Source organism: Pseudomonas sp. KSR10, from assembly GCF_022355455.1.
Taxonomy (GTDB): Bacteria; Pseudomonadota; Gammaproteobacteria; order Pseudomonadales; family Pseudomonadaceae; genus Stutzerimonas; species Stutzerimonas stutzeri_E.
This window is the reverse complement of the sequence record NZ_JAKOEN010000004.1, coordinates 22,001-40,192: the sequence shown is the minus strand read 5'-3', so window position 1 is coordinate 40,192 and position 18,192 is coordinate 22,001. Positions and strand designations below refer to the sequence as shown.

Sequence of the window (18,192 nt, the reverse complement as noted above, 5' to 3'; positions counted from 1 at the left end):
ACGGCAGACGAATCGCCCCAAAAAAGGGAGCGGGTTACGAGTACCGCACCCTTGTGGTTCGCGTGGACAAATAGGTCCGGTATGTAGGGTGAGCTCCAGCCCACCAAATACGGCAGTCAGCCCCGGCGCACTACCCGCTACACACCGCTGGCACGCAACCTGCTATGGGACAGGTATCGCCTGCCGAACGATCCGGCAGCGCATCCCGCCGGTCAACGAAGACCATCAGCCGCGAACGGCACGGGACGGGTGCTACGAGCAACGCCGCTCGAACCATCACCTCACAATTCTTGAATACCAGGCAAAGGCGCCTGGAGCTGCCCGACAGCTCCAGGCGCCTTTTTGTTTTTGTACGACGACGCCGAACAGGGCTTCGACGGAGGAACCGGTCATGAACGCAATCGTCACCCCGATCAAGAGTGAAACGCTGGTGGTCATCGGCAATGGCATGGTGGGGCATCACTGCGTCGAGCAGCTGGTCGAGCGCGGCGCCCTTGGCCAGTACCACATCCATGTCTACGGCGAAGAACGCCAGCGGGCGTACGACCGAGTTCATCTCTCCGAGTATTTCGGTGGCCGCGACGCCGAATCGCTGGCCATGTGCGAAGCCGATTACTACGCCGCTCACGGCGTGCACATCCACCTTGGCGTGCAGGTGTTGGAGATCGACCGCGAGCGCAAGGAAGTGGTCACCGCCGAGGGCCGCCAGCCCTACGACAAACTGATCCTGGCCACCGGCTCCTACCCGTTCGTGCCGCCGATTCCAGGCGCCGAAGGCAGTTCGCGCCTGGTCTACCGCACCCTGGACGATCTGGATTCGATTCGCGCCGCTGCCAACAACGCCAAGCGCGGCGTGGTCGTCGGTGGCGGCCTGCTCGGACTGGAAGCGGCCAACGCACTCAAGTCGCTCGGCCTCGAAGCCCATGTCGTCGAGTTCGCCCCGCGGCTGATGCCGGTACAGCTCGATGACGAAGGCGGCAAGGCGCTCAAGGCCCGTATCGAGGCGCTGGGCGTCGGCGTGCACCTGTCCCGCGCCACGCAGGAAATCGTCATCGGTGAGGAATACGCCTACCGCATGAACTTCCAGGACGGCGAATACCTGGAAACCGACTTGATCGTGTTCTCCGCCGGCATCCGCCCGCAGGACGCGCTCGGCCGCAGTGCCGAACTGGAAATCGCACCGCGCGGCGGTGTGGTGATCGATGCTGACTACCGCACCAGCGACCCCTCGATCTATGCCATCGGTGAGTGTGCCTCCTGGAACGGCATGGTCTTCGGCCTGGTCGCACCGGGCTACACCATGGCGCGCAACCTGGCCGCCCTGCTCTGCGGCGAGCCGCACCAGCCCTTCAGCGGTGCGGACATGTCGACCAAGCTCAAGCTGCTCGGTGTCGATGTCGGCTCCATCGGCGATGCCCACGCTGCCACGCCAGGCGCCAAGAGCTATCGCTTCATCGACGAAGCCAACGCCAGTTACCGCCGCCTGGTGCTGTCTGAAGATGGCAAGCGCGTCATCGGCGCCGTGCTGATCGGCGACAACAGTTATTACGACACCTTGCTGCAGTACGCACAGAACGGCATCAAGCTGCCGGCCGATCCGTCCAGCCTGATCCTACCCCTGTCCGATGGCGCACCGACGCTGGGCGCCGATGCCCTGCCGGACACCGCAACCATCTGCTCCTGCCACAACGTCACCAAGGGCGCAGTGTGCTGCCAGGTGGACGCCGGGATCACCGATCTTGGCGAGCTGAAAGCCGCGACCAAGGCCGGCACCGGCTGCGGTGGGTGCTCGGCCCTACTCAAGCAAGTGTTTGAGCACGAGCTGACCGCCCGTGGCATGGAAGTCGACAAAAGCTTGTGCGAACACTTCGCCCACACCCGTCAGGAGCTGTACGGCATCGTCCGGGTCGAGGGCATCATCAGTTTCGAGGAGCTGCTGGCCAAGCACGGCCGCGGTCACACCGGCTGCGATATCTGCAAGCCGGCGGTGGGCTCGATCCTCGCCTCCTGCTGGAACCAGCCGATCACCGACCCTGGGCTGATTCCGCTGCAGGACACCAACGACACCTTCATGGCGAACATGCAGAAGAACGGCACCTACTCCGTGGTACCGCGCATCGCCGGTGGTGAAATCACCCCAGACAAGCTGATCGCCCTCGGTGCGGTGGCCAAGAAATACGACCTCTACACCAAAATCACCGGCGGCCAACGCATCGACCTGTTCGGCGCCCAGCTGCATGAGCTGCCAGACATTTGGGGCGAGCTGATCGAGGCCGGTTTCGAGACCGGGCACGCCTACGGCAAGTCGCTGCGCACGGTGAAATCCTGCGTCGGCAGCACCTGGTGCCGCTACGGCGTACAGGACAGCGTCGGCATGGCGCTGCGCCTGGAGGATCGCTACAAGGGTTTGCGTTCGCCACACAAGATTAAATTTGGCGTTTCTGGCTGTACCCGTGAATGCGCCGAGGCGCAGAGCAAGGACATCGGCGTGATCGCCACCGAGAACGGCTGGAACCTCTACGTCGCGGGCAACGGCGGCATGCGTCCGCGCCACGCTGAGCTGTTCGCAACAGACCTCGATGACGAGACCCTGGTGCGCTACATCGACCGCTTCCTGATGTTCTATATCCGCACCGCGGACAAGCTACAACGCACCTCGGTGTGGCGCGAATCCCTCGAAGGCGGTCTCGACTACCTCAAGGAAGTCATCATCAACGACAGCCTGAGTCTCGCTACCGAGCTCGAAGCGCAAATGCAGCTGGTGGTCGATCGCTACGAATGCGAGTGGGCCAACGCCATCAAGGACCCGGAAAAGCTCAAGCGCTTCCGCACCTTCGTCAACGACCAGCGCGGTGACCCGGACATCCACTTCGTCAAGGAACGCGGCCAGCGCCGACCGGTACACGCACACGAACTTCACCTGATTCCCGTAACCGAGGAGGTGCTCTGATGAGCCAGTCCAACGCCGTACGTGTCGATTCCGTTCAACCCGCCGGTTGGCGCGCCCTGTGTAGCCGCCGCGATCTGGTGGCCAATTCCGGTGTGGTTGCCTGGCTCGACGGCGAGCAGGTCGCCCTCTTCCACCTTCCCGAGACCGAGGCCGGCGAGCAGGTGTTCGCCATCGCCAACAAGGACCCAAAGTCCGGCGCCAATGTCATCGGCCGCGGCATCGTCGGGCAGCTCAAGGGCGATCTGGTCATCGCCTCGCCGCTGTACAAGCAGCACTTCCGGCTGCAGGACGGCACCTGCCTGGAATATCCCGAGCAGCGCCTGCAGGTTTGGCCGGTGCGCCTGAACGGTGAAGCGGTGGAAATCGCCGCAGCCTGAGCCTTACCGCAGCGGGCCTTCTGTGCGGTACGCCAGCACCGCCCAGGCCCACGAAAAGAGAAACCCGACCTCAGTCGGGACCGGATCGCCAATACAGAGAATCGAATATGTCCTACATCATCCCTTCGGAATTCGTCACCAAAATGGTCGACGCCGGTGAGTCCAAGATTTACATGTCTACCCGGGACACCTTGATTCGGGCCTTCATGGCCGGCGCGATCCTCGCCCTCGCGGCGGTCTTCGCCATCACCATCACGGTGCAGACGGGCTCGCCGCTGGTAGGCGCCATGCTCTTCCCGGTCGGTTTCGTCATGCTGTATCTGATGGGCTTCGACCTACTGACCGGCGTGTTCGTGTTGACGCCCCTGGCGCTGCTCGACAAACGCCCGGGCGTGACGGTCAATGGTGTGCTGCGCAACTGGGGGCTGGTATTCCTCGGCAACTTCGCCGGCGCGCTGACGGTGGCGGTGATGATGGCCTTCGTCTTCACCATGGGTTTCTCAACCGACCCCGGCGCAGTGGGCGAGAAAATCTCCCATATCGGCGAAGCACGCACCTTGGGCTATGCGGAATTCGGCGCAGCGGGCTGGACGACCATCTTTCTGCGCGGCATGTTGTGCAACTGGATGGTGTCGATGGGTGTGGTCGGCGCAATGATCTCCACGACGGTCAGCGGCAAGGCCATCGCCATGTGGATGCCGATCATGCTGTTCTTCTATATGGGCTTCGAGCATTCGGTGGTGAACATGTTCCTGTTCCCTTCGGCCATGATCCTGGGCGGCGACTTTTCGGTGATGGATTACATGATCTGGAACGAAATCCCCACCGCGTTGGGTAACCTTGTCGGCGGCCTGGCATTCACGGGTCTGACGCTCTACACCACTCACATCAAAACCGCACCCAAGCGCGCCCTGCGTTGAGTAGCCCAGCGAACCCCGGCCCTCCCTGGGTTCGCTGCATTTCATGACCGCACAACTCACGGTTTCGGTGGGCCAACACACCGACAAGGGTCCCAAGGAAAGTAATCAGGATTTCCACGGTGCCTATATTCCCAAAGAACCGCAGCTGAGCGCCAAGGGCATCGCCCTCGCCATCGCCGATGGCATCAGCAGCAGCACCGTCAGCCATATCGCCAGCGAATCGGCCGTTACCGGATTCTTCGCCGACTACTACTGCACCTCCGACGCCTGGTCAGTCAAAACCTCTGCGCAGCGGGTGTTGATGGCGACCAACTCCTGGCTGCATGCGCAAAGTCAGCAGAGCCAGTATCGCTACGACAAGGACCGCGGCTACGTCTGCACCTTCAGCGCACTGGTAATCAAATCGACCACCGCGCACATCTTCCACGCCGGCGACTCGCGCATCTATCGCGTTCAGGGCAAGACGCTAGAACAGCTCACCAACGACCATCGTCTCTGGCTATCCGAAGAAAAAAGCTACCTGAGTCGGGCCCTGGGTATTCATCCGCAGCTGGAAATCGACTACCGCGCCGAACGGGTGGAACTCGGCGATACCTTCATCCTGGCCACTGATGGGGTATACGAGTTTGCCAGCGCGCAGTTCATGAGCGAGACCATCGCACGACATGCAGCCGATCTGGACGCCGCCGCGAGGGAGATCGTCAACGAAGCGCTGCAACGCGGCAGCGACGACAACCTCACGGTGCAGATCCTGCGCATCGAGCAGCTTCCGATTCAGGCCCCGGACGAGCTCTACCAGCACCTCACCGAACTGCCCTTCCCGCCCATGCTCGAGGCACGGGCGCGGTTCGATGGCTACACCATCGTTCGCGAGGTGCACGCCAGCAGCCGCAGCCACGTCTATCTGGCGACCGACGACGACAACGACACGCCGGTGATCATCAAGACGCCGTCGATGGAGCTTCAACAAGATGTGGCCTATCTCGAACGCTTCCTCACCGAGGAGTGGGTCGCGCGACGAATCAACAGCGCACATGTGGCCCAGCCGTGCCGGCAGATGCGTAAGCGCAACTTTCTCTACAGCGTCAGCGAATTCATCGATGGCCAGACGCTTACGCAGTGGATGATCGACCATCCGCAGCCGGACCTGGAGACGGTGCGCGGCATCATCGAGCAGATCGCCAAGGGCCTGCGCGCCTTTCACCGGCTGGAAATGCTGCATCAGGACCTGCGCCCCGAGAACGTCATGATCGACGCGACCGGCACGGTGAAAATCATCGATTTCGGCTCCACCCGAGTTGCCGGCATCATGGAGATCGCCTCGCCAACCGAACGCAGCGAGTTGCTCGGCACCGCTCAGTACACGGCGCCGGAATATTTCCTTGGCGAGAGCGGCACGCCTCGCTCGGATATGTTCTCGCTGGCCGTCATCACCTATCAGATGCTGACCGGCAAGCTACCGTATGGCTTTCAGGTCGCGCAGTGCCGCACCCGCGCCGCGCAGAACAAGCTCAGCTACAGCTCGATCCGCGAGCACGACCGCGAGGTGCCGGCCTGGATCGACGATGTGCTGCGCAAGGCACTGCATCCTGATCCGTACAAACGCTACGAGGATCTATCGGAATTCGTCTTCGAGTTGCGCCACCCCAACAAGGCCTTTCTCAACAAGGCCCGGCCGCCGCTAATGGAGCGCAACCCGGTACTGTTCTGGAAAGGGGTATCGCTGGCGTTAGCCATTGCCCTGGTCGTACTGCTGGTGCGTTGAAGGCTGCCGCCCCACCGCGGGCGATCTCACTCGGGGCGCTGCGGCGCGTAGACGTTGAGCGCAGGATCGGTGATGCCATCTTTCGAAGGGTCGAGAATCCAGCGCAGCTGGGTGACCAGTTCCTCGCAGTTCTCACCGCGTTGCAGCCAGTCCTGGAAGGCAATTCGCGATGCCGTCAACGCCACTTCGGCTACCTGCTCAATCTCTGACGCCCGATTGCCAGGCTGCCACTGGTCAAACACAGCCTTGAGTGCCTGCTGCGCTTCCTCGGCGCCCAGCTCCCCATCCGACCAGCGTGAAGTGATGTCCTGAGCCTTCTGCAAGGCCGCTACCGTGGGGTTCGGTGATTCCATCTTGAGCTACCTCCCGCAATTCGTTGTATAGCTTGGAGTCTGCATGCGTCGCTGAATTCGTCTCCGCCCATCAGCGCCGTCTCTGATCGTACCGTTGATCCGTACATGCTCCATGCAATAGTGCCGGCCGCGCCTGCCCGTGGTCGGATCAACAAAGCCCACCGCCCATCGGAGCTGCGGCATGTACCTGACCCAGTTGCTGCTTCCCCTTTATGACAATGACGGACAAGCGCTGCCCAAGGCCCTTTTCGCCGAGGTGAGGAACGAGCTGGTGGAGCAGTTCGGCGGGCTCACCGCCTATGCCCGTGCGCCCGCGAACGGCCTGTGGCGCGATGATGACAGCCGAGCGGTGCGCGACGATCTGGTCATCTACGAAGTCATGATCAGCGAACTCGACCGTATCTGGTGGGCCAACTACCGGACCTCGCTGGAAGCCCGGTTCCGCCAGGAACAGCTTCTGATCCGGGCCCACCCGGTGGAAGTGCTGTAACGTCGTCCCTGAGCACGGCCAGCGTTGGCCGGAACGAGCTCGACCTAGCATGAAATGATGAACATTCAGTGAACCTACAGCGCTCCCTGCTGTCAGTCCTGTCTGCAGGACCATGTGGGGCCTAGGCTCAACCGGAGAGAACGCATCCTCCCGCTCACCCATCAGCACATCCGACCAGCCAGCTGCCGCCCGTAGCGGCAAGCTGACGGCACAGTGCCAGCTCCGGATCCGCTTTTGTTTCGGCCCGTTCATCGGGGCCATCATTCTTTTGTCAACGCGAAGACCACCATGTCCATATCCCGTCATCTTCTCGCCCTTCTCACCCGTGTTTCGGGATCTGCCACGCAGCGCCGCGCGTTGCGTGGCAGCCTGTTCGGTACCCTGCTGGCCGTCATCGTGCCGGCCCATGCGCAGCAAGCGACCAATGAACGCTGGGTCAGCGACAGCCTGACCACTTACGTACGCAGCGGCCCAACCGACGGCTATCGCATCGTTGGCTCGCTCACGTCCGGCGAGAAGGTCGAATTGCTCGATACCCAAGGCGATTACAGTCAGGTTCGTGGCGCAAATGGCGACCGAGTGTGGATCCGCAGCGCCGATCTGCAAGAGATGCCCGGCCAGGCGGAGCGCTTGCCGGAGCTGGAGCAGAAGGTTGCCGAGCTCAGCGAAGAGCTGCGCACCATAGACGACAGCTGGAAGACCCGGGTACAGGGCATGCAGGAGACACTCGACTCCCGCAAGGCGCTGATTGATGAACTAGAAGCGCGCCGCCAGGCGCTGGATACCGCGCTCACCGCAACCGAATCGGATCTGCGCGATGCCCAGGCGCGTCTCGGCGACGAAAACAATCAGGTACTGATGCGTTACATGGTCTATGGCGGCAGCATCGCCGGCGCAGGCTTGCTGGCCGGGCTGATCATTCCGGTGATGACACGCGGCCGCAAGCGCAACGACCGCTGGTTCTGAGCAAGCTGAAGAGTCGCCGGTGCGGTTAACCCCTGCTTACCCGGCGAGAGTGCAGGCCGGCTCGACCCGCGCGCGCTCGGCGCGCTCAAGTACCTGTGCCGCAGTCATCGGTCGATCAAGCAGAAAGCCCTGGAGCGTTTCACAACCGAGATCTGTGAGGAACGCCTGCTGTTCAGGTGTTTCCACACCTTCGGCGACTATCTCTAGACCCAACGCTTTGGCCAGTGCAACGATCGCCGAGACGATGACCGAATCTTCGTTGCCAACGCTCATTTCCTTGACGAATGCGCGGTCGATCTTCAGCTCGCTGGCGGGTAACCGCTTCAGGTAGAGCAGACTCGAATAGCCCGTTCCAAAATCGTCGATGGAGGCCTTGACGCCAAGATTCGTGAGTTTCTCCAACGTCTCGATGGTCACTTCCGGATTACGCATGGCAACGGTTTCGGTGATTTCGAGCGTCAGCTGGACCGCCGGAATGGCATAGCGATCGAGAATCTCGGCCACCATACCCGGCAGATCCGGCTGGTCGAACTGCACCGCTGAAAGGTTGACCGCGATCGTCCACTGGCTGAAGCCTTGTAGATGCCACTCGCACAACTGTCGGCACGCCTCCTCCAGCACCCATTTTCCCATCGGGATGATCAGACCGGTTTTCTCAGCCAGCGGCAGAAACGCATCAGGGCTGAGCAGGCCACGTTTCGGATGCTGCCACCGCAACAATGCCTCGAAGCCACGTACGGGACCGGCGGGTGCCTCGAACTTCGGCTGATAATGCAGGCGTAACTCACCGCGCGCTTCGGCCAGCCGCAAGTCATGCAATAGCTGCAAATGCTCCGCGGCGTTGGCGTTCATTGAAGGTTCGAAGAAGCTGTAGCCGTTCCGGCCGGCGCTTTTGGTGTGGTACATGGCGGCGTCGGCGTGCAGCAGCAGATCACGGGTGCCCTCGCCATCATTGGGGTATATCGCAATGCCGACGCTGAGCGAGACACGGAGCTCGTAGCGCGACAGCTCAAAAGGTTCGTCGATGCGCTGCACCAGCTTGTCGGCCAGTGTCGCTGCATCATCCGGGCTTGTAACGACCGCCAGCAACACGAACTCATCTCCGCCAAGGCGTGCGAGTGTGTCCTGGGCGCGAATGCACGAACGCAACCGTTCAGTGACGCTAACCAGCAGCTCATCGCCGATATGGTGTCCATAGGCATCGTTTACGGCCTTGAAGCCGTCCAGATCCATGAACATCACGGCAAAGCAGGAGCGCTCGCGCTTGGCGATCTCCAACGCCTGACTCAGGCGATCCTCCAGCAGGAGTCGGTTGGGTAAGCGGGTGAGGTTGTCATGCAATGCCAGCTGGACCAGCTCGCTGTTGGCCTTCTCCAATGAAGTCGCCAGCAACGATGTACGCGATTGCATTCGGCTATCCAGAATCGAGACGATCAGCGTGATGGCCAGCACGGCCAAGGTCAGCACGATCACCAACAGCGCCAGCCAATGGGTTTCCACACCCGTGATGGAAGCCCCGCAAAAGCTACCTTCGGGAAAGCGCGCCGCTGCCATGCCGGTGTAATGCATGCCGGTGATCGCGAGCCCCATCACCAGGGCGGCCAATGTACGCCAGAGTTTCAGGTGGGCCAGATTGCCGCGCAGGCGAAACGCCAGCCACAAAGCGGCTGCCGAGGCGAGCACGGCAATGGCAACCGAGGCAATGAACCAACCCGTGTGATAGTCAATGCCTGGCTGCATGCGCAGCGCCGCCATCCCGCTGTAATGCATTGCGGTAATTCCGGCACCGATCAACAACGCCCCCACCCCGATACGGGACCAGGGCAGCTCACGCTGACATACCAGCCACAGCGCAACGGCAGAGGCAGCAATGGCAATCACGAGCGAGCCGGCAGTGATCAGCGGATCGTAGCCGAGCGGAATCGGCAGACTGAACGCCAGCATGCCGATGAAGTGCATCGACCAGATTCCCAGGCCCATAGAGAAGGCGCCACCGGCCCACCACAGGCGCGCCGCACGACCTTCGGCAGTCGCGACCCGTCCCGCCATGTCGAGCGCGGTATAGGAGGCAAGCACAGCGACGACGAACGAGAAAAACACCAGGACGTCGTTATAGCTACCAACTAGCATGGTCAGGTTCCTGCGTGGGCTGCGAATGTTCGGTCTGGATCCGAGACGAGCGGCGCTCCGCCCGGACAGCCCCACGAAGAGGCCACGGTGAACCCGCAACGTGGCCGCCGCACCAGTTCATCGTTCGCTTGGAGATTTTCTGAAGTTTGCAATTGAAGCAGATGCCGAACGGTTGTTCGACCTGCCTTGGCCAAAAGGCGGCGAAGTGTACCTGCGGTTCGGTGGACCCGCTATTTCCTAGGAAAAATATCTAGCTAGAAGTTGCAGGCCGGAGGCTTAAGCTTTTTTCTCGTCCGGCTTGTCGGTGGCAATCAAATCGAACCCCCAATCGCCGTACAGGTACCAGTCGTCACCCATCATCTCCGCAGGATGCTGAGTACGACCTGCGCCGTTGCCGCAGGCAAGCGAATCCGCTGGACAATATCGATCGCATCCCCAGCAGATGCGCTCGGGATGCGGAGGATTCATCGGGAATTTCTTGGCCATCTCAGGGGCCTCGTCTTGATCTCAATCGAGCCTTCAGACTAGCCAGGCGTCCTTTGCAGGGACTTGATCAGGCTCAAGAACGCAGCCCTGGACGTTCACACCAATACCTCGCTCATCTTGAGAATGTGAGTGATCGCGCCCGACCGGGCATCCCACACGTAGCGCAGATGTGGCCCCTGCACCGGCAACGAGACCGCCCGCGGACGAAAGGCCGCGACGCATTCGTGCCCTTCCAACCGCACACTTCGATAGAGCAAACCCCAGGTCTTGCCGTCCCGTTGCTCACGGGCGAATGCCTGACTATTGCCATAGGCGGCCGGATCGGGTTGGTGCAGCTCGGGCATGTCGCGCACGTCGATCAGCGGTTTGACGACCTTGTTGACGTACGCGCGCATGGTGATTTCGACGTTCGCCTCGCGGGTGGCTGCCAGAAAACGCTCTTGATGGAATTTGGTCTCGGCGATGGCGGCATCCAACGAACTGGCACAGTAATAGACACCGTAGCTGCCGTCGCTGAAGCGGCTGGCATTGCCGATATGGGTAAAGGCCGCCATCACCGCAGTCGAACCCGGCCCGCTGACACGGTCACCCGGCGCGACGCGCTGCAGGGCGCCCAGTTCCTCGCGCAGCCGATCGTTGGTCATGGCTTCCAGCGCGAAGGCGATCTCCAGGTCATCCGGGCTGAGCGTGTCCTCGAACACGTCCAGTGGCGGGAACGAGCTGTTGATGATGCGATACGCTCGCCGCCAGGCCGGCAGGATTTCCTGCATCAGCCCCGCACCCAGTCGAGATAGCGACGTACATCGGCCAGATCGACCACCTGCCCACCGAGCATGTAATCGAGCGCGCTCACGCCATTGAACGGCGCGGCATCATTGGGCTTGTGCACCCACTCATATGCCCGCTCCGCCTGATTGCTGAAAAGGATACGCAGCGCCTTGTGAATACCCATCAGGTAGGAAATACGCTCCAGCGTATCGCGCGGCAGACGAACTTCAGGAAGTTTCTTGTACTTGAAGTAAGTCGTATTACCCACCGAGCCAAGCAATATCCGCTGCTGCTCGGCGCTGCAGTTCCATAACCGCATGAGGTTGAAGAAGAACGTCAGCGCGACTCGCCCTGCCTCGGGCGAAGCAGTGTCTGGCTTGCTGACCGCCTGTTCGAGTTTCATTTCCGCTCCGCCTGGTTATTGCCACAGGACACAGATTACGCCATATATGAATAATCTCAACGTTTAACTACGCATGCGGATAGCATTAATTCCGAACTTGACGATAGACCCACAACAGAACGGGAATGGTGCAAGGTCATCAGAGAATGGCCGGTCGAATGGTTTGCTCGATCGACTCGAGGCGACGCAAGGGGTAATCAGCTTTTTAGAGCGCCACCGCAGCTCGATCCCTGTCCAGCGGTACAGGCGTAGCAGTGATCACGCGTGACGATGGAGTTACCGTCCAGCCTCAAGGGCGTCAGCAAATCGCGCAGGTGCGCGCGGTCCCGGCTGATGAGCTCGGGAAGCGACATCGGCAGGTTGAGCATCTGATTGAAATCACAGTCGTACAGGTAGCCCTGCCAATCGACGCTCACCAGGTTGCGGCACATCACCGCGCCGAGATTTTCAGGCCGATAGCTGTCGCGCAGGAGTTGCATGTAGTCATTGAACTGCCCCCTGCTCACCAATGTACTGCCGAAGCGCGCGATCGGTTGATTGGTGATGGTCAGCAAGTGATTGAAGTGGATGCCGAAATCCTCGGCCAGATGCGCTTTGTAGTCGGTTTCCAGCTGCGCCTGTGGCGGCGGCAACGACGGCCCCTGCGGGTTATAGACGAGGTTGAGCACCAGCCCACGGCCCTCTTTTCCATAGCCCAACGCGTTGAGCTGACGCAGCCCGGCAATACTCGCCTCGAACACGCCATCGCCGCGCTGCTTATCGACGTTTTCCTGCGAGTAACACGGCAGTGATGCCGTCACTTCAACCCCTTGTTCAGCAAGGAACTCGGCCAGATCCTCATGACCCGGCTCGCTCAGAATGGTCAGGTTGCAGCGATCGATCACCCGCAGCCCTTCGCGGCGGGCATGCCGAACGATCTCGCGAAAGCGTGGGTGCATCTCCGGCGCGCCGCCAGTCAGGTCGAGTGTCTGCACCGGGTGCGCCTCGATCACCCGATGCAGCAGGGCCAGGCTCTCGTCGGTCATCGCCTCCTTGCGCGTCGGCCCTGCGTTGACGTGGCAGTGCAGACAGCGTTGGTTGCAACGGTAGGTCAGATTGACCTGCAATGCCTCCAGACGACTGCGTCGGATCGGCGGAAAGCGCAACGCATCGAGCAGCGGTAAAGTGTCACGCATGACAATGTTTCAACCTTCAAGACGTCTCAAGGAAGCCGACGCGTAGATCGCTCGCAATCGGCAACCGTTTCATCAGCGTAGTCAACGCACGCGCAAGGTTCTGCCTTTGCTTCCAGGGGAAACCGATTTGACCTCAGATCCTGCCATGCCCTGCCTGGTCCTGCTCTGTAAAAGACCCGCACTGGGCCACGCCAAGCAGCGACTGGCAGCGACACTCGGGCAGCATGCCGCGCTGTCCATCGCTCAGGCACTGCTCGCCTGTGCACTGGAGGACCTGCAGCAATGGCCAGGGCCGAGGGCGATCGCACCGGATCACGTGCAGCATCTGAACTGGGCGCGATCGCTGGCTGGCGAGGCGCTCTGCATGGCGCAGCCAGACGGCAATCTCGGCGAGCGCCTGAACGAACTGGACCGCACGCTACGCGACCAAGGCCAGCGCAAGCTGATCTTCATCGGCAGCGACTGCCCTGCCCTGCGCCCCGCCGACTACCTGTACGTCGCCCAGCTGCTGCAGCGGGTCGACACCGTGCTGTTCGCCGCCCGTGATGGCGGCGTCGTACTGATGGCCTCCAATCGCCCCTGGCCAGATCTTTCCCGCCTGCCCTGGAGCACTGATCGACTCGGCAATGCGCTCGAGCAGTTGTGCCGACGGGCAGGTCATGAGGTCGTCATTGCGGGCGAGTCCTTTGATATCGACCATGAGCAAGACCTGCTGCCCCTTGCCGCGGCGTTGCGCGAAGACAGGCGCCCATCGCGTCGAGGCCTACGCGCGGTGCTCGAAGCACTTGGGACTCGTCACGATGCCTGAGCAGAGCGCAATCAGCGTGATCATTCCATGCTGGCGCGACGAGCAGGCGCTGACGCAACTGCTGAGCAGCCTCGTCCCGCTTTTCCAAACGACCGAGGTGAATGGCGAAATCATCGTCGTGGATGGCGCCAGCAGCGAGGCGTGCCGATTGCTCTGCGCGCGCCATGGCGCATCCTGGCTGCCGACCGCGCCCTGCCGCGGTACGCAGCTTCGCTTGGGCGCCAGCCATGCGCGGTATCCAGTGCTGTGGTTCCTGCATGCCGACGCCCAGCTACACGGCAACCCGTTGCCCTCGATGCTGACGGCGATCGCCGACGGTGCGGTGGGAGGCTATTTCAAGTTTCGCTTTGCCGGCCGAACCGGCTGGCAGGGCGCGCTGCTCGAGCGCCTGATCACGTTGCGCACTCACTTCGGCGTGCCCTACGGCGACCAGGGGTTGTTCGTAACGGCGGAGGCCTATCAGCGCTGCGGCCAGCACAGCCCTTGGCCGCTGTTCGAGGAGGTCGAACTGGTGAAATGCTTGCGCCGAAATGGCCGGTTCGTACGGATGAATGACGGCGTCCGCGTCGATACACGCCGTTGGCAGCGCGACGGCTGGTGGCGACGCTCGCTGCGCAATCGCCTGCTGGCGCTGCAGTTCGCCTGCGGCGTGCCCGTCGGACGCCTCGCCGAGCGCTACAGCGCGCCTCGCTCCGACCGATCGGGTGGCTAGAGTCAGCTAATCAGAACAGCCCGAGCTGCTCGTCGATCAAACCACTGAAGCTGTCGCCGACGAAAGGCAGAATGGCATCGGCGATGGGCTGCAGCTGGCGTGTCACGTAGTGGTCGTAATCGATTGCCGCGCGCCGCACTTCCAGAGGCTCCGGGCCGCCCACGGTAATCAGATAGCTGATCCAGCCACCATTCTGGTATTGCCGCTGACGGCCCTGCTGCAGGTTGTAGTCATCGGCAATCCGTGCGGCGCGTACATGTGGCGGGACGTTGCGTTCATAGTCATCCAGGCGCCGGCGCAATCGCTTGCGCAAGATCAGCAACTCGTCCAGCTCACCGTCCAGGGTGCGGCGTACATAGTCGCGCACGTAGTCCTGATAGGGTTCGCGGTTGAAGATGCGCCGGTACAGCTCCTGCTGAAATTGCTGGGCCAGCGGCGACCAGTCGGTGCGCACCGTTTCCAGGCCTTTGAACACCAGCCCGTCGCTGCCGTCCGGGCGGGTGACCAGGCCGGCATAGCGTTTTTTGCTGCCTTCTTCGGCGCCGCGAATGGTCGGCATCAGGAAGCGCTTGAAGTGGCTTTCGAACTGCAGCTCCAGCGCACTTTGCAGGCCGTACTCACGCTGAAGATGCTCGCGCCACCACCCATTGATCTGCTGCACCAGTTGCCGGCCGATGCGCGCCGCATCCTCGTCGCGGTGTGCTTGCTTGAGCCAGACGAAGGTGGAGTCGGTGTCGCCATAGATCACGCTGTAGCCTTCAGCTTCGATCAGCTCGCGGGTGCGGCGCATGATTTCGTGCCCGCGCAGGGTGATGGATGAGGCCAGGCGCGGGTCGAAGAACCGGCAACCGCTGGAGCCGAGCACGCCGTAGAAGGCATTCATGATGATCTTCAGCGCCTGGGACAAGGGCTTGTTGCCCTCGCGCTTGGCAGCTTCGCGCCCTTCCCAGACACGCTCAACGATGGCCGGCAGGCAATGCCGGTCGCGTGAGAAACGGGCACCGCGAAAGCCCGGTACCGAGTTGCTGTCGTCAGGATTGCGCATGCCTTCGACCAGCCCCACCGGATCGATGAGAAAGGTGCGGATGATCGACGGATACAGGCTCTTGTAATCCAGCACCAGCACCGATTCGTACAGGCCCGGCTGGGAGTTCATCACGAAGCCACCGGGACTGGCTTCCGGTGGCCGCTCACCGAGGTTGGGCGCAACGAAGCCCTGGCGATGCATCAGCGGGATGTAAAGATGCTCGAACGCGGCCACCGAGCCACCCATGCGATCGGCGGGCAAGCCAGTGACCGTGGCGCGCTCGAGCAGAAAAGTCAGCAGCTCGGTCTTGTCGAAGATCCGCGTGACCAGTTCGCAATCCTTGAGGTTGTAACGCGCCAGCGCCGGCTTGTCCTCGGCGAACATACGGTTGATCTCGTCCATGCGCTGATAAGGCGTATCGATCGCCTTGCCCTCGCCGAGCAACGTCTGAGCGACGTTCTCCAGGCTGAACGAGGGGAAACTCCAAGTCGCCGAACGCAGCGCCTCGATGCCATCGATGATCAGCCGCCCCGCCGCTGCTGCGAAGAAATGATTGCTGCGGCTGCCGTGTTCGCGCCAGGCCATCTCCTCACCGCCGCGCCCCAAACGCAGCGGCACCTGATAGCGCTGGGCCTGTTCGCGCAGTACACGCAGATCGAACTGCACCAGATTCCAGCCGATGATCACATCCGGATCGTGCCGCGCCAGCCAATTGTTCAAGCACTCGATCAACTGCTTGCGGCTGTCGCAATACTCCAGCTGGAAATCCACCGTACTGGCATCGCCGTTGGCCGGGCCGAGCATATAGACCTGGCGCTGGCCGCAGCCCTCCAGGGCAATGGAGTACAGCTCGCCGCGCATGGTGGTTTCGATATCCAGCGAGACCAGCCTGAGTGGTGGCCGATAATCCGGTGCCGGCTTGATCTGCGCCTCGACGAGAACGCCTTGCGTATCCGGCCGGCCGGTAAAGCTGACCGGTGCGGTGATAAACCGCTCCATCAGATAGCGCTCCGGCGGTCGGATGTCCCCCTCGTAGACGTCAAGCCCCGCCCCGCGCAGACGCTTGTCGAGATTCATCAACTGGCGGTGCTGTTTGCAATACAACCCGACCACCGGCCGATGGCGGAAGTCGGTCAGGCTCAGCGGACGCAGCTCGACGTCGCGCTCGCCCTTGAGCAGGATTTCAACCTTGCGCTGCTGTGCCGCCGGAATGAAGGCAACCGACGGTTGGTAAGGCACGCGCAGACGACGCGGGCCGGTATCGGTGGCCACCCAGAACTCCACCTCGGTACCGGCCGCCGTGTCGCGCCAATGTCGGGTCAGGACAAAGCCCTGTTGCAGATTCACCGTCCGCCGTCCTTATTCTTTCGGGGCGCCCATTCTACGTGGCAACGTCCAAGCGAAGGCGACAAACGAGTCGAACCAACTCATACGACGTCGAACAAGATACAGAAGGCGTTAAAGATCTTCGTTCATCAGCAAGAATAGGCTTTGACAAGCGGTCATACCCTAACAATACTCATCGAGGTTGTACGACAACATCACCCTACAATAACAATGGATAGTCGCATGCCCCCTTCTCCACGCCCGACCGCCGAGCGCGTTCTGCCGTTGTTGCGCCACGCACATAGCCCGCCTCGACTGAATAGCTGACCCCTCGCGTATCGCCTGACCGCCTATCCCGGTGGAACGGGCTCGCTCGCCCATAAAAACTTCACGTAGGACGCACGCCATGACCACAACGAATGACGATTCCGCCAACGACCCACGCAATGCCCGCCGAGCCTTCCTGAAAAACTCGCTGATGGTGTCGGCTGGAATCGCCTCGATGGGCAGCCTGGGCCTGCCCCGGCTCGCCTTGGCCGAACCATTGACCCAGCGCTACCCGGATGAACTCGTCGAAATCCTCGATGAGAGTTTCACCAAATATCGGTTGTTCAACGCCAGCGTCGAGAAGATCGCCAGCGGCATGCGCTGGGCCGAGGGCCCGGTCTGGGTCGGCGATGGCCGTTACCTGCTGGTCAGCGACATTCCGGAAAATCGCATCATGCGCTGGGATGAGATCACCGGTTCGTTCGACGTCTATCGCCAGCCCTCGAATCATTCCAACGGCCTGAGCCGCGATCTGCAAGGACGGCTGCTGGCCTGCGAAGGCTCGACGACCAATGACCAAGGCCGTCGCGTCACACGCACCGAGCCGGACGGCAGCATCACGGTGCTGGCCGATCAGTTCGAAGGCAAACGTTTCAATTCGCCGAACGATCTGGCGGTCAAGCAAGACGGATCGATCTGGTTCACCGACCCGCCTTTCCAGACCAGCAACTTCTACGAGGGACACAAGATTCAAACCGAGCTGCCGGACGCCGTCTATCGCATCGATGGCGAAACCGGTGCCGTGACCCGCGTGATCGACTCGATCGCCGGCCCCAACGGACTGTGCTTCTCGCCCGACCAGAAGACGCTGTATGTCGTCGAAGGCCGGGCAAAGCCCAATCGGCTGGTCTGGGCCTACCCGGTCAACGCGGACGGCACGCTGGGCGAGCGTCGCAAGCACATCGAGGCGCCTGCCTTCGGCGCGTTGGATGGCATCAAGTGCGACGAGGATGGCAACCTGTGGTGCGGCTGGGGCAGCTCGGGCTCACCGGAAGCCGTGACCGCCGATCTGGATGGCGTGATGATCTTCAATCCACAGGGAAAGGCGATCGGAAAGATCAGGCTGCCGGAGCGCTGCGCCAATCTCTGCTTCGGCGGCAGCAAGGGCAACCGGCTGTTCATGGCCAGCAGCCATTCGTTGTACGCGCTGTACGTCAACACGCGTGACGCGGCGTTCGGCAAGTACGGCGCCTGACCGAGCCTAGGCGG

The 18,192-nt window shown here is 61.8% G+C and carries 16 protein-coding genes; 9 read left to right on the top strand and 7 right to left on the bottom strand.

All coding sequences use genetic code 11. The features are described 5' to 3' along the window. The first annotated feature begins 391 nt into the window (after positions 1-391). The 4 genes from nirB to MCB86_RS00995 all read left to right on the top strand — a co-directional run bounded on the left by nirB (position 392) and on the right by MCB86_RS00995 (position 6,012). Entirely contained in the window at positions 392-2,950 is a 2,559-nt protein-coding gene (gene nirB / locus MCB86_RS01010) for a nitrite reductase large subunit NirB (RefSeq protein WP_239609171.1), read from the top strand. Next, on the top strand, positions 2,950-3,327 hold the full coding sequence (gene nirD, locus MCB86_RS01005; protein ID WP_239609168.1) for a nitrite reductase small subunit NirD: 378 nt from the start codon (positions 2,950-2,952) through the stop codon (positions 3,325-3,327). The genes nirB and nirD overlap by 1 nt, the downstream gene beginning before the upstream one ends. A 107-nt stretch (positions 3,328-3,434) precedes the next feature. Further along, positions 3,435-4,247, top strand: a complete 813-nt coding sequence (locus tag MCB86_RS01000; protein ID WP_045161810.1) for a formate/nitrite transporter family protein — start codon at positions 3,435-3,437, stop codon at positions 4,245-4,247. 43 nt (positions 4,248-4,290) lie between these two features. Further along, positions 4,291-6,012 (top strand): bifunctional protein-serine/threonine kinase/phosphatase, encoded by a 1,722-nt coding sequence (locus MCB86_RS00995; RefSeq protein ID WP_239609165.1) that lies wholly within the window; start codon positions 4,291-4,293, stop codon positions 6,010-6,012. Positions 6,013-6,038: 26 nt separating this feature from the next. Here the strand turns inward: MCB86_RS00995 and MCB86_RS00990 are convergent, their stop codons facing one another. After that, on the bottom strand, positions 6,039-6,365 hold the full coding sequence (locus MCB86_RS00990) for a hypothetical protein (protein WP_239609162.1): 327 nt from the start codon (positions 6,363-6,365) through the stop codon (positions 6,039-6,041). A 181-nt stretch (positions 6,366-6,546) separates the two neighbouring features. On the opposite strand from MCB86_RS00990, the gene MCB86_RS00985 reads away from it, so the two are divergent. Then, positions 6,547-6,855 carry a hypothetical protein gene (locus MCB86_RS00985; protein ID WP_239609159.1) on the top strand — a complete coding sequence of 103 codons (309 nt, stop codon included), beginning with the start codon at positions 6,547-6,549 and terminating at the stop codon, positions 6,853-6,855. Between the two features lie 288 nt (positions 6,856-7,143). Continuing rightward, entirely contained in the window at positions 7,144-7,821 is a 678-nt protein-coding gene (locus tag MCB86_RS00980) for a TIGR04211 family SH3 domain-containing protein (protein WP_239609158.1), read from the top strand. Between the two features lie 36 nt (positions 7,822-7,857). Here MCB86_RS00980 and MCB86_RS00975 read toward each other — a convergent pair whose 3' ends face one another. From MCB86_RS00975 to arsS, 5 genes are all read right to left on the bottom strand, one after another. Next, a complete protein-coding gene (locus tag MCB86_RS00975; protein WP_239609157.1) occupies positions 7,858-9,951 on the bottom strand; it encodes a bifunctional diguanylate cyclase/phosphodiesterase in 2,094 nt (697 codons plus the stop codon). 276 nt (positions 9,952-10,227) lie between these two features. After that, entirely contained in the window at positions 10,228-10,437 is a 210-nt protein-coding gene (locus tag MCB86_RS00970) for a DUF3079 domain-containing protein (RefSeq protein ID WP_239609156.1), read from the bottom strand. A gap of 95 nt (positions 10,438-10,532) precedes the next feature. Then, positions 10,533-11,207: an RES family NAD+ phosphorylase gene (locus MCB86_RS00965; RefSeq protein WP_045161802.1), complete on the bottom strand. Its 675-nt coding sequence runs from the start codon at positions 11,205-11,207 to the stop codon at positions 10,533-10,535. Continuing rightward, positions 11,207-11,608 carry an MbcA/ParS/Xre antitoxin family protein gene (locus MCB86_RS00960; RefSeq protein WP_045161800.1) on the bottom strand — a complete coding sequence of 134 codons (402 nt, stop codon included), beginning with the start codon at positions 11,606-11,608 and terminating at the stop codon, positions 11,207-11,209. Before MCB86_RS00960 ends, MCB86_RS00965 begins: the two co-directional genes overlap by 1 nt. A 197-nt stretch (positions 11,609-11,805) precedes the next feature. Next, a complete protein-coding gene (gene arsS / locus MCB86_RS00955; protein WP_239609155.1) occupies positions 11,806-12,783 on the bottom strand; it encodes an arsenosugar biosynthesis radical SAM (seleno)protein ArsS in 978 nt (325 codons plus the stop codon). Between the two features lie 127 nt (positions 12,784-12,910). Between arsS and MCB86_RS00950 the strand changes: the two genes are divergently transcribed. Next, the gene (locus MCB86_RS00950) at positions 12,911-13,591 is read left to right on the top strand and encodes a DUF2064 domain-containing protein (protein WP_239609154.1); all 681 of its coding nucleotides are present in this window, start codon (positions 12,911-12,913) and stop codon (positions 13,589-13,591) included. Further along, positions 13,584-14,303: a glycosyltransferase gene (locus MCB86_RS00945; RefSeq protein WP_045161797.1), complete on the top strand. Its 720-nt coding sequence runs from the start codon at positions 13,584-13,586 to the stop codon at positions 14,301-14,303. The genes MCB86_RS00950 and MCB86_RS00945 overlap by 8 nt, the downstream gene beginning before the upstream one ends. 10 nt (positions 14,304-14,313) lie before the next feature. Here MCB86_RS00945 and MCB86_RS00940 read toward each other — a convergent pair whose 3' ends face one another. Then, positions 14,314-16,677, bottom strand: a complete 2,364-nt coding sequence (locus MCB86_RS00940; protein WP_239609153.1) for a DNA polymerase II — start codon at positions 16,675-16,677, stop codon at positions 14,314-14,316. Positions 16,678-17,062: 385 nt separating this feature from the next. Here MCB86_RS00940 and MCB86_RS00935 point away from each other — a divergent pair, with 385 nt between their 5' ends. Continuing rightward, positions 17,063-18,178: an SMP-30/gluconolactonase/LRE family protein gene (locus MCB86_RS00935; protein ID WP_239609151.1), complete on the top strand. Its 1,116-nt coding sequence runs from the start codon at positions 17,063-17,065 to the stop codon at positions 18,176-18,178. Positions 18,179-18,192: the final 14 nt, after the last annotated feature.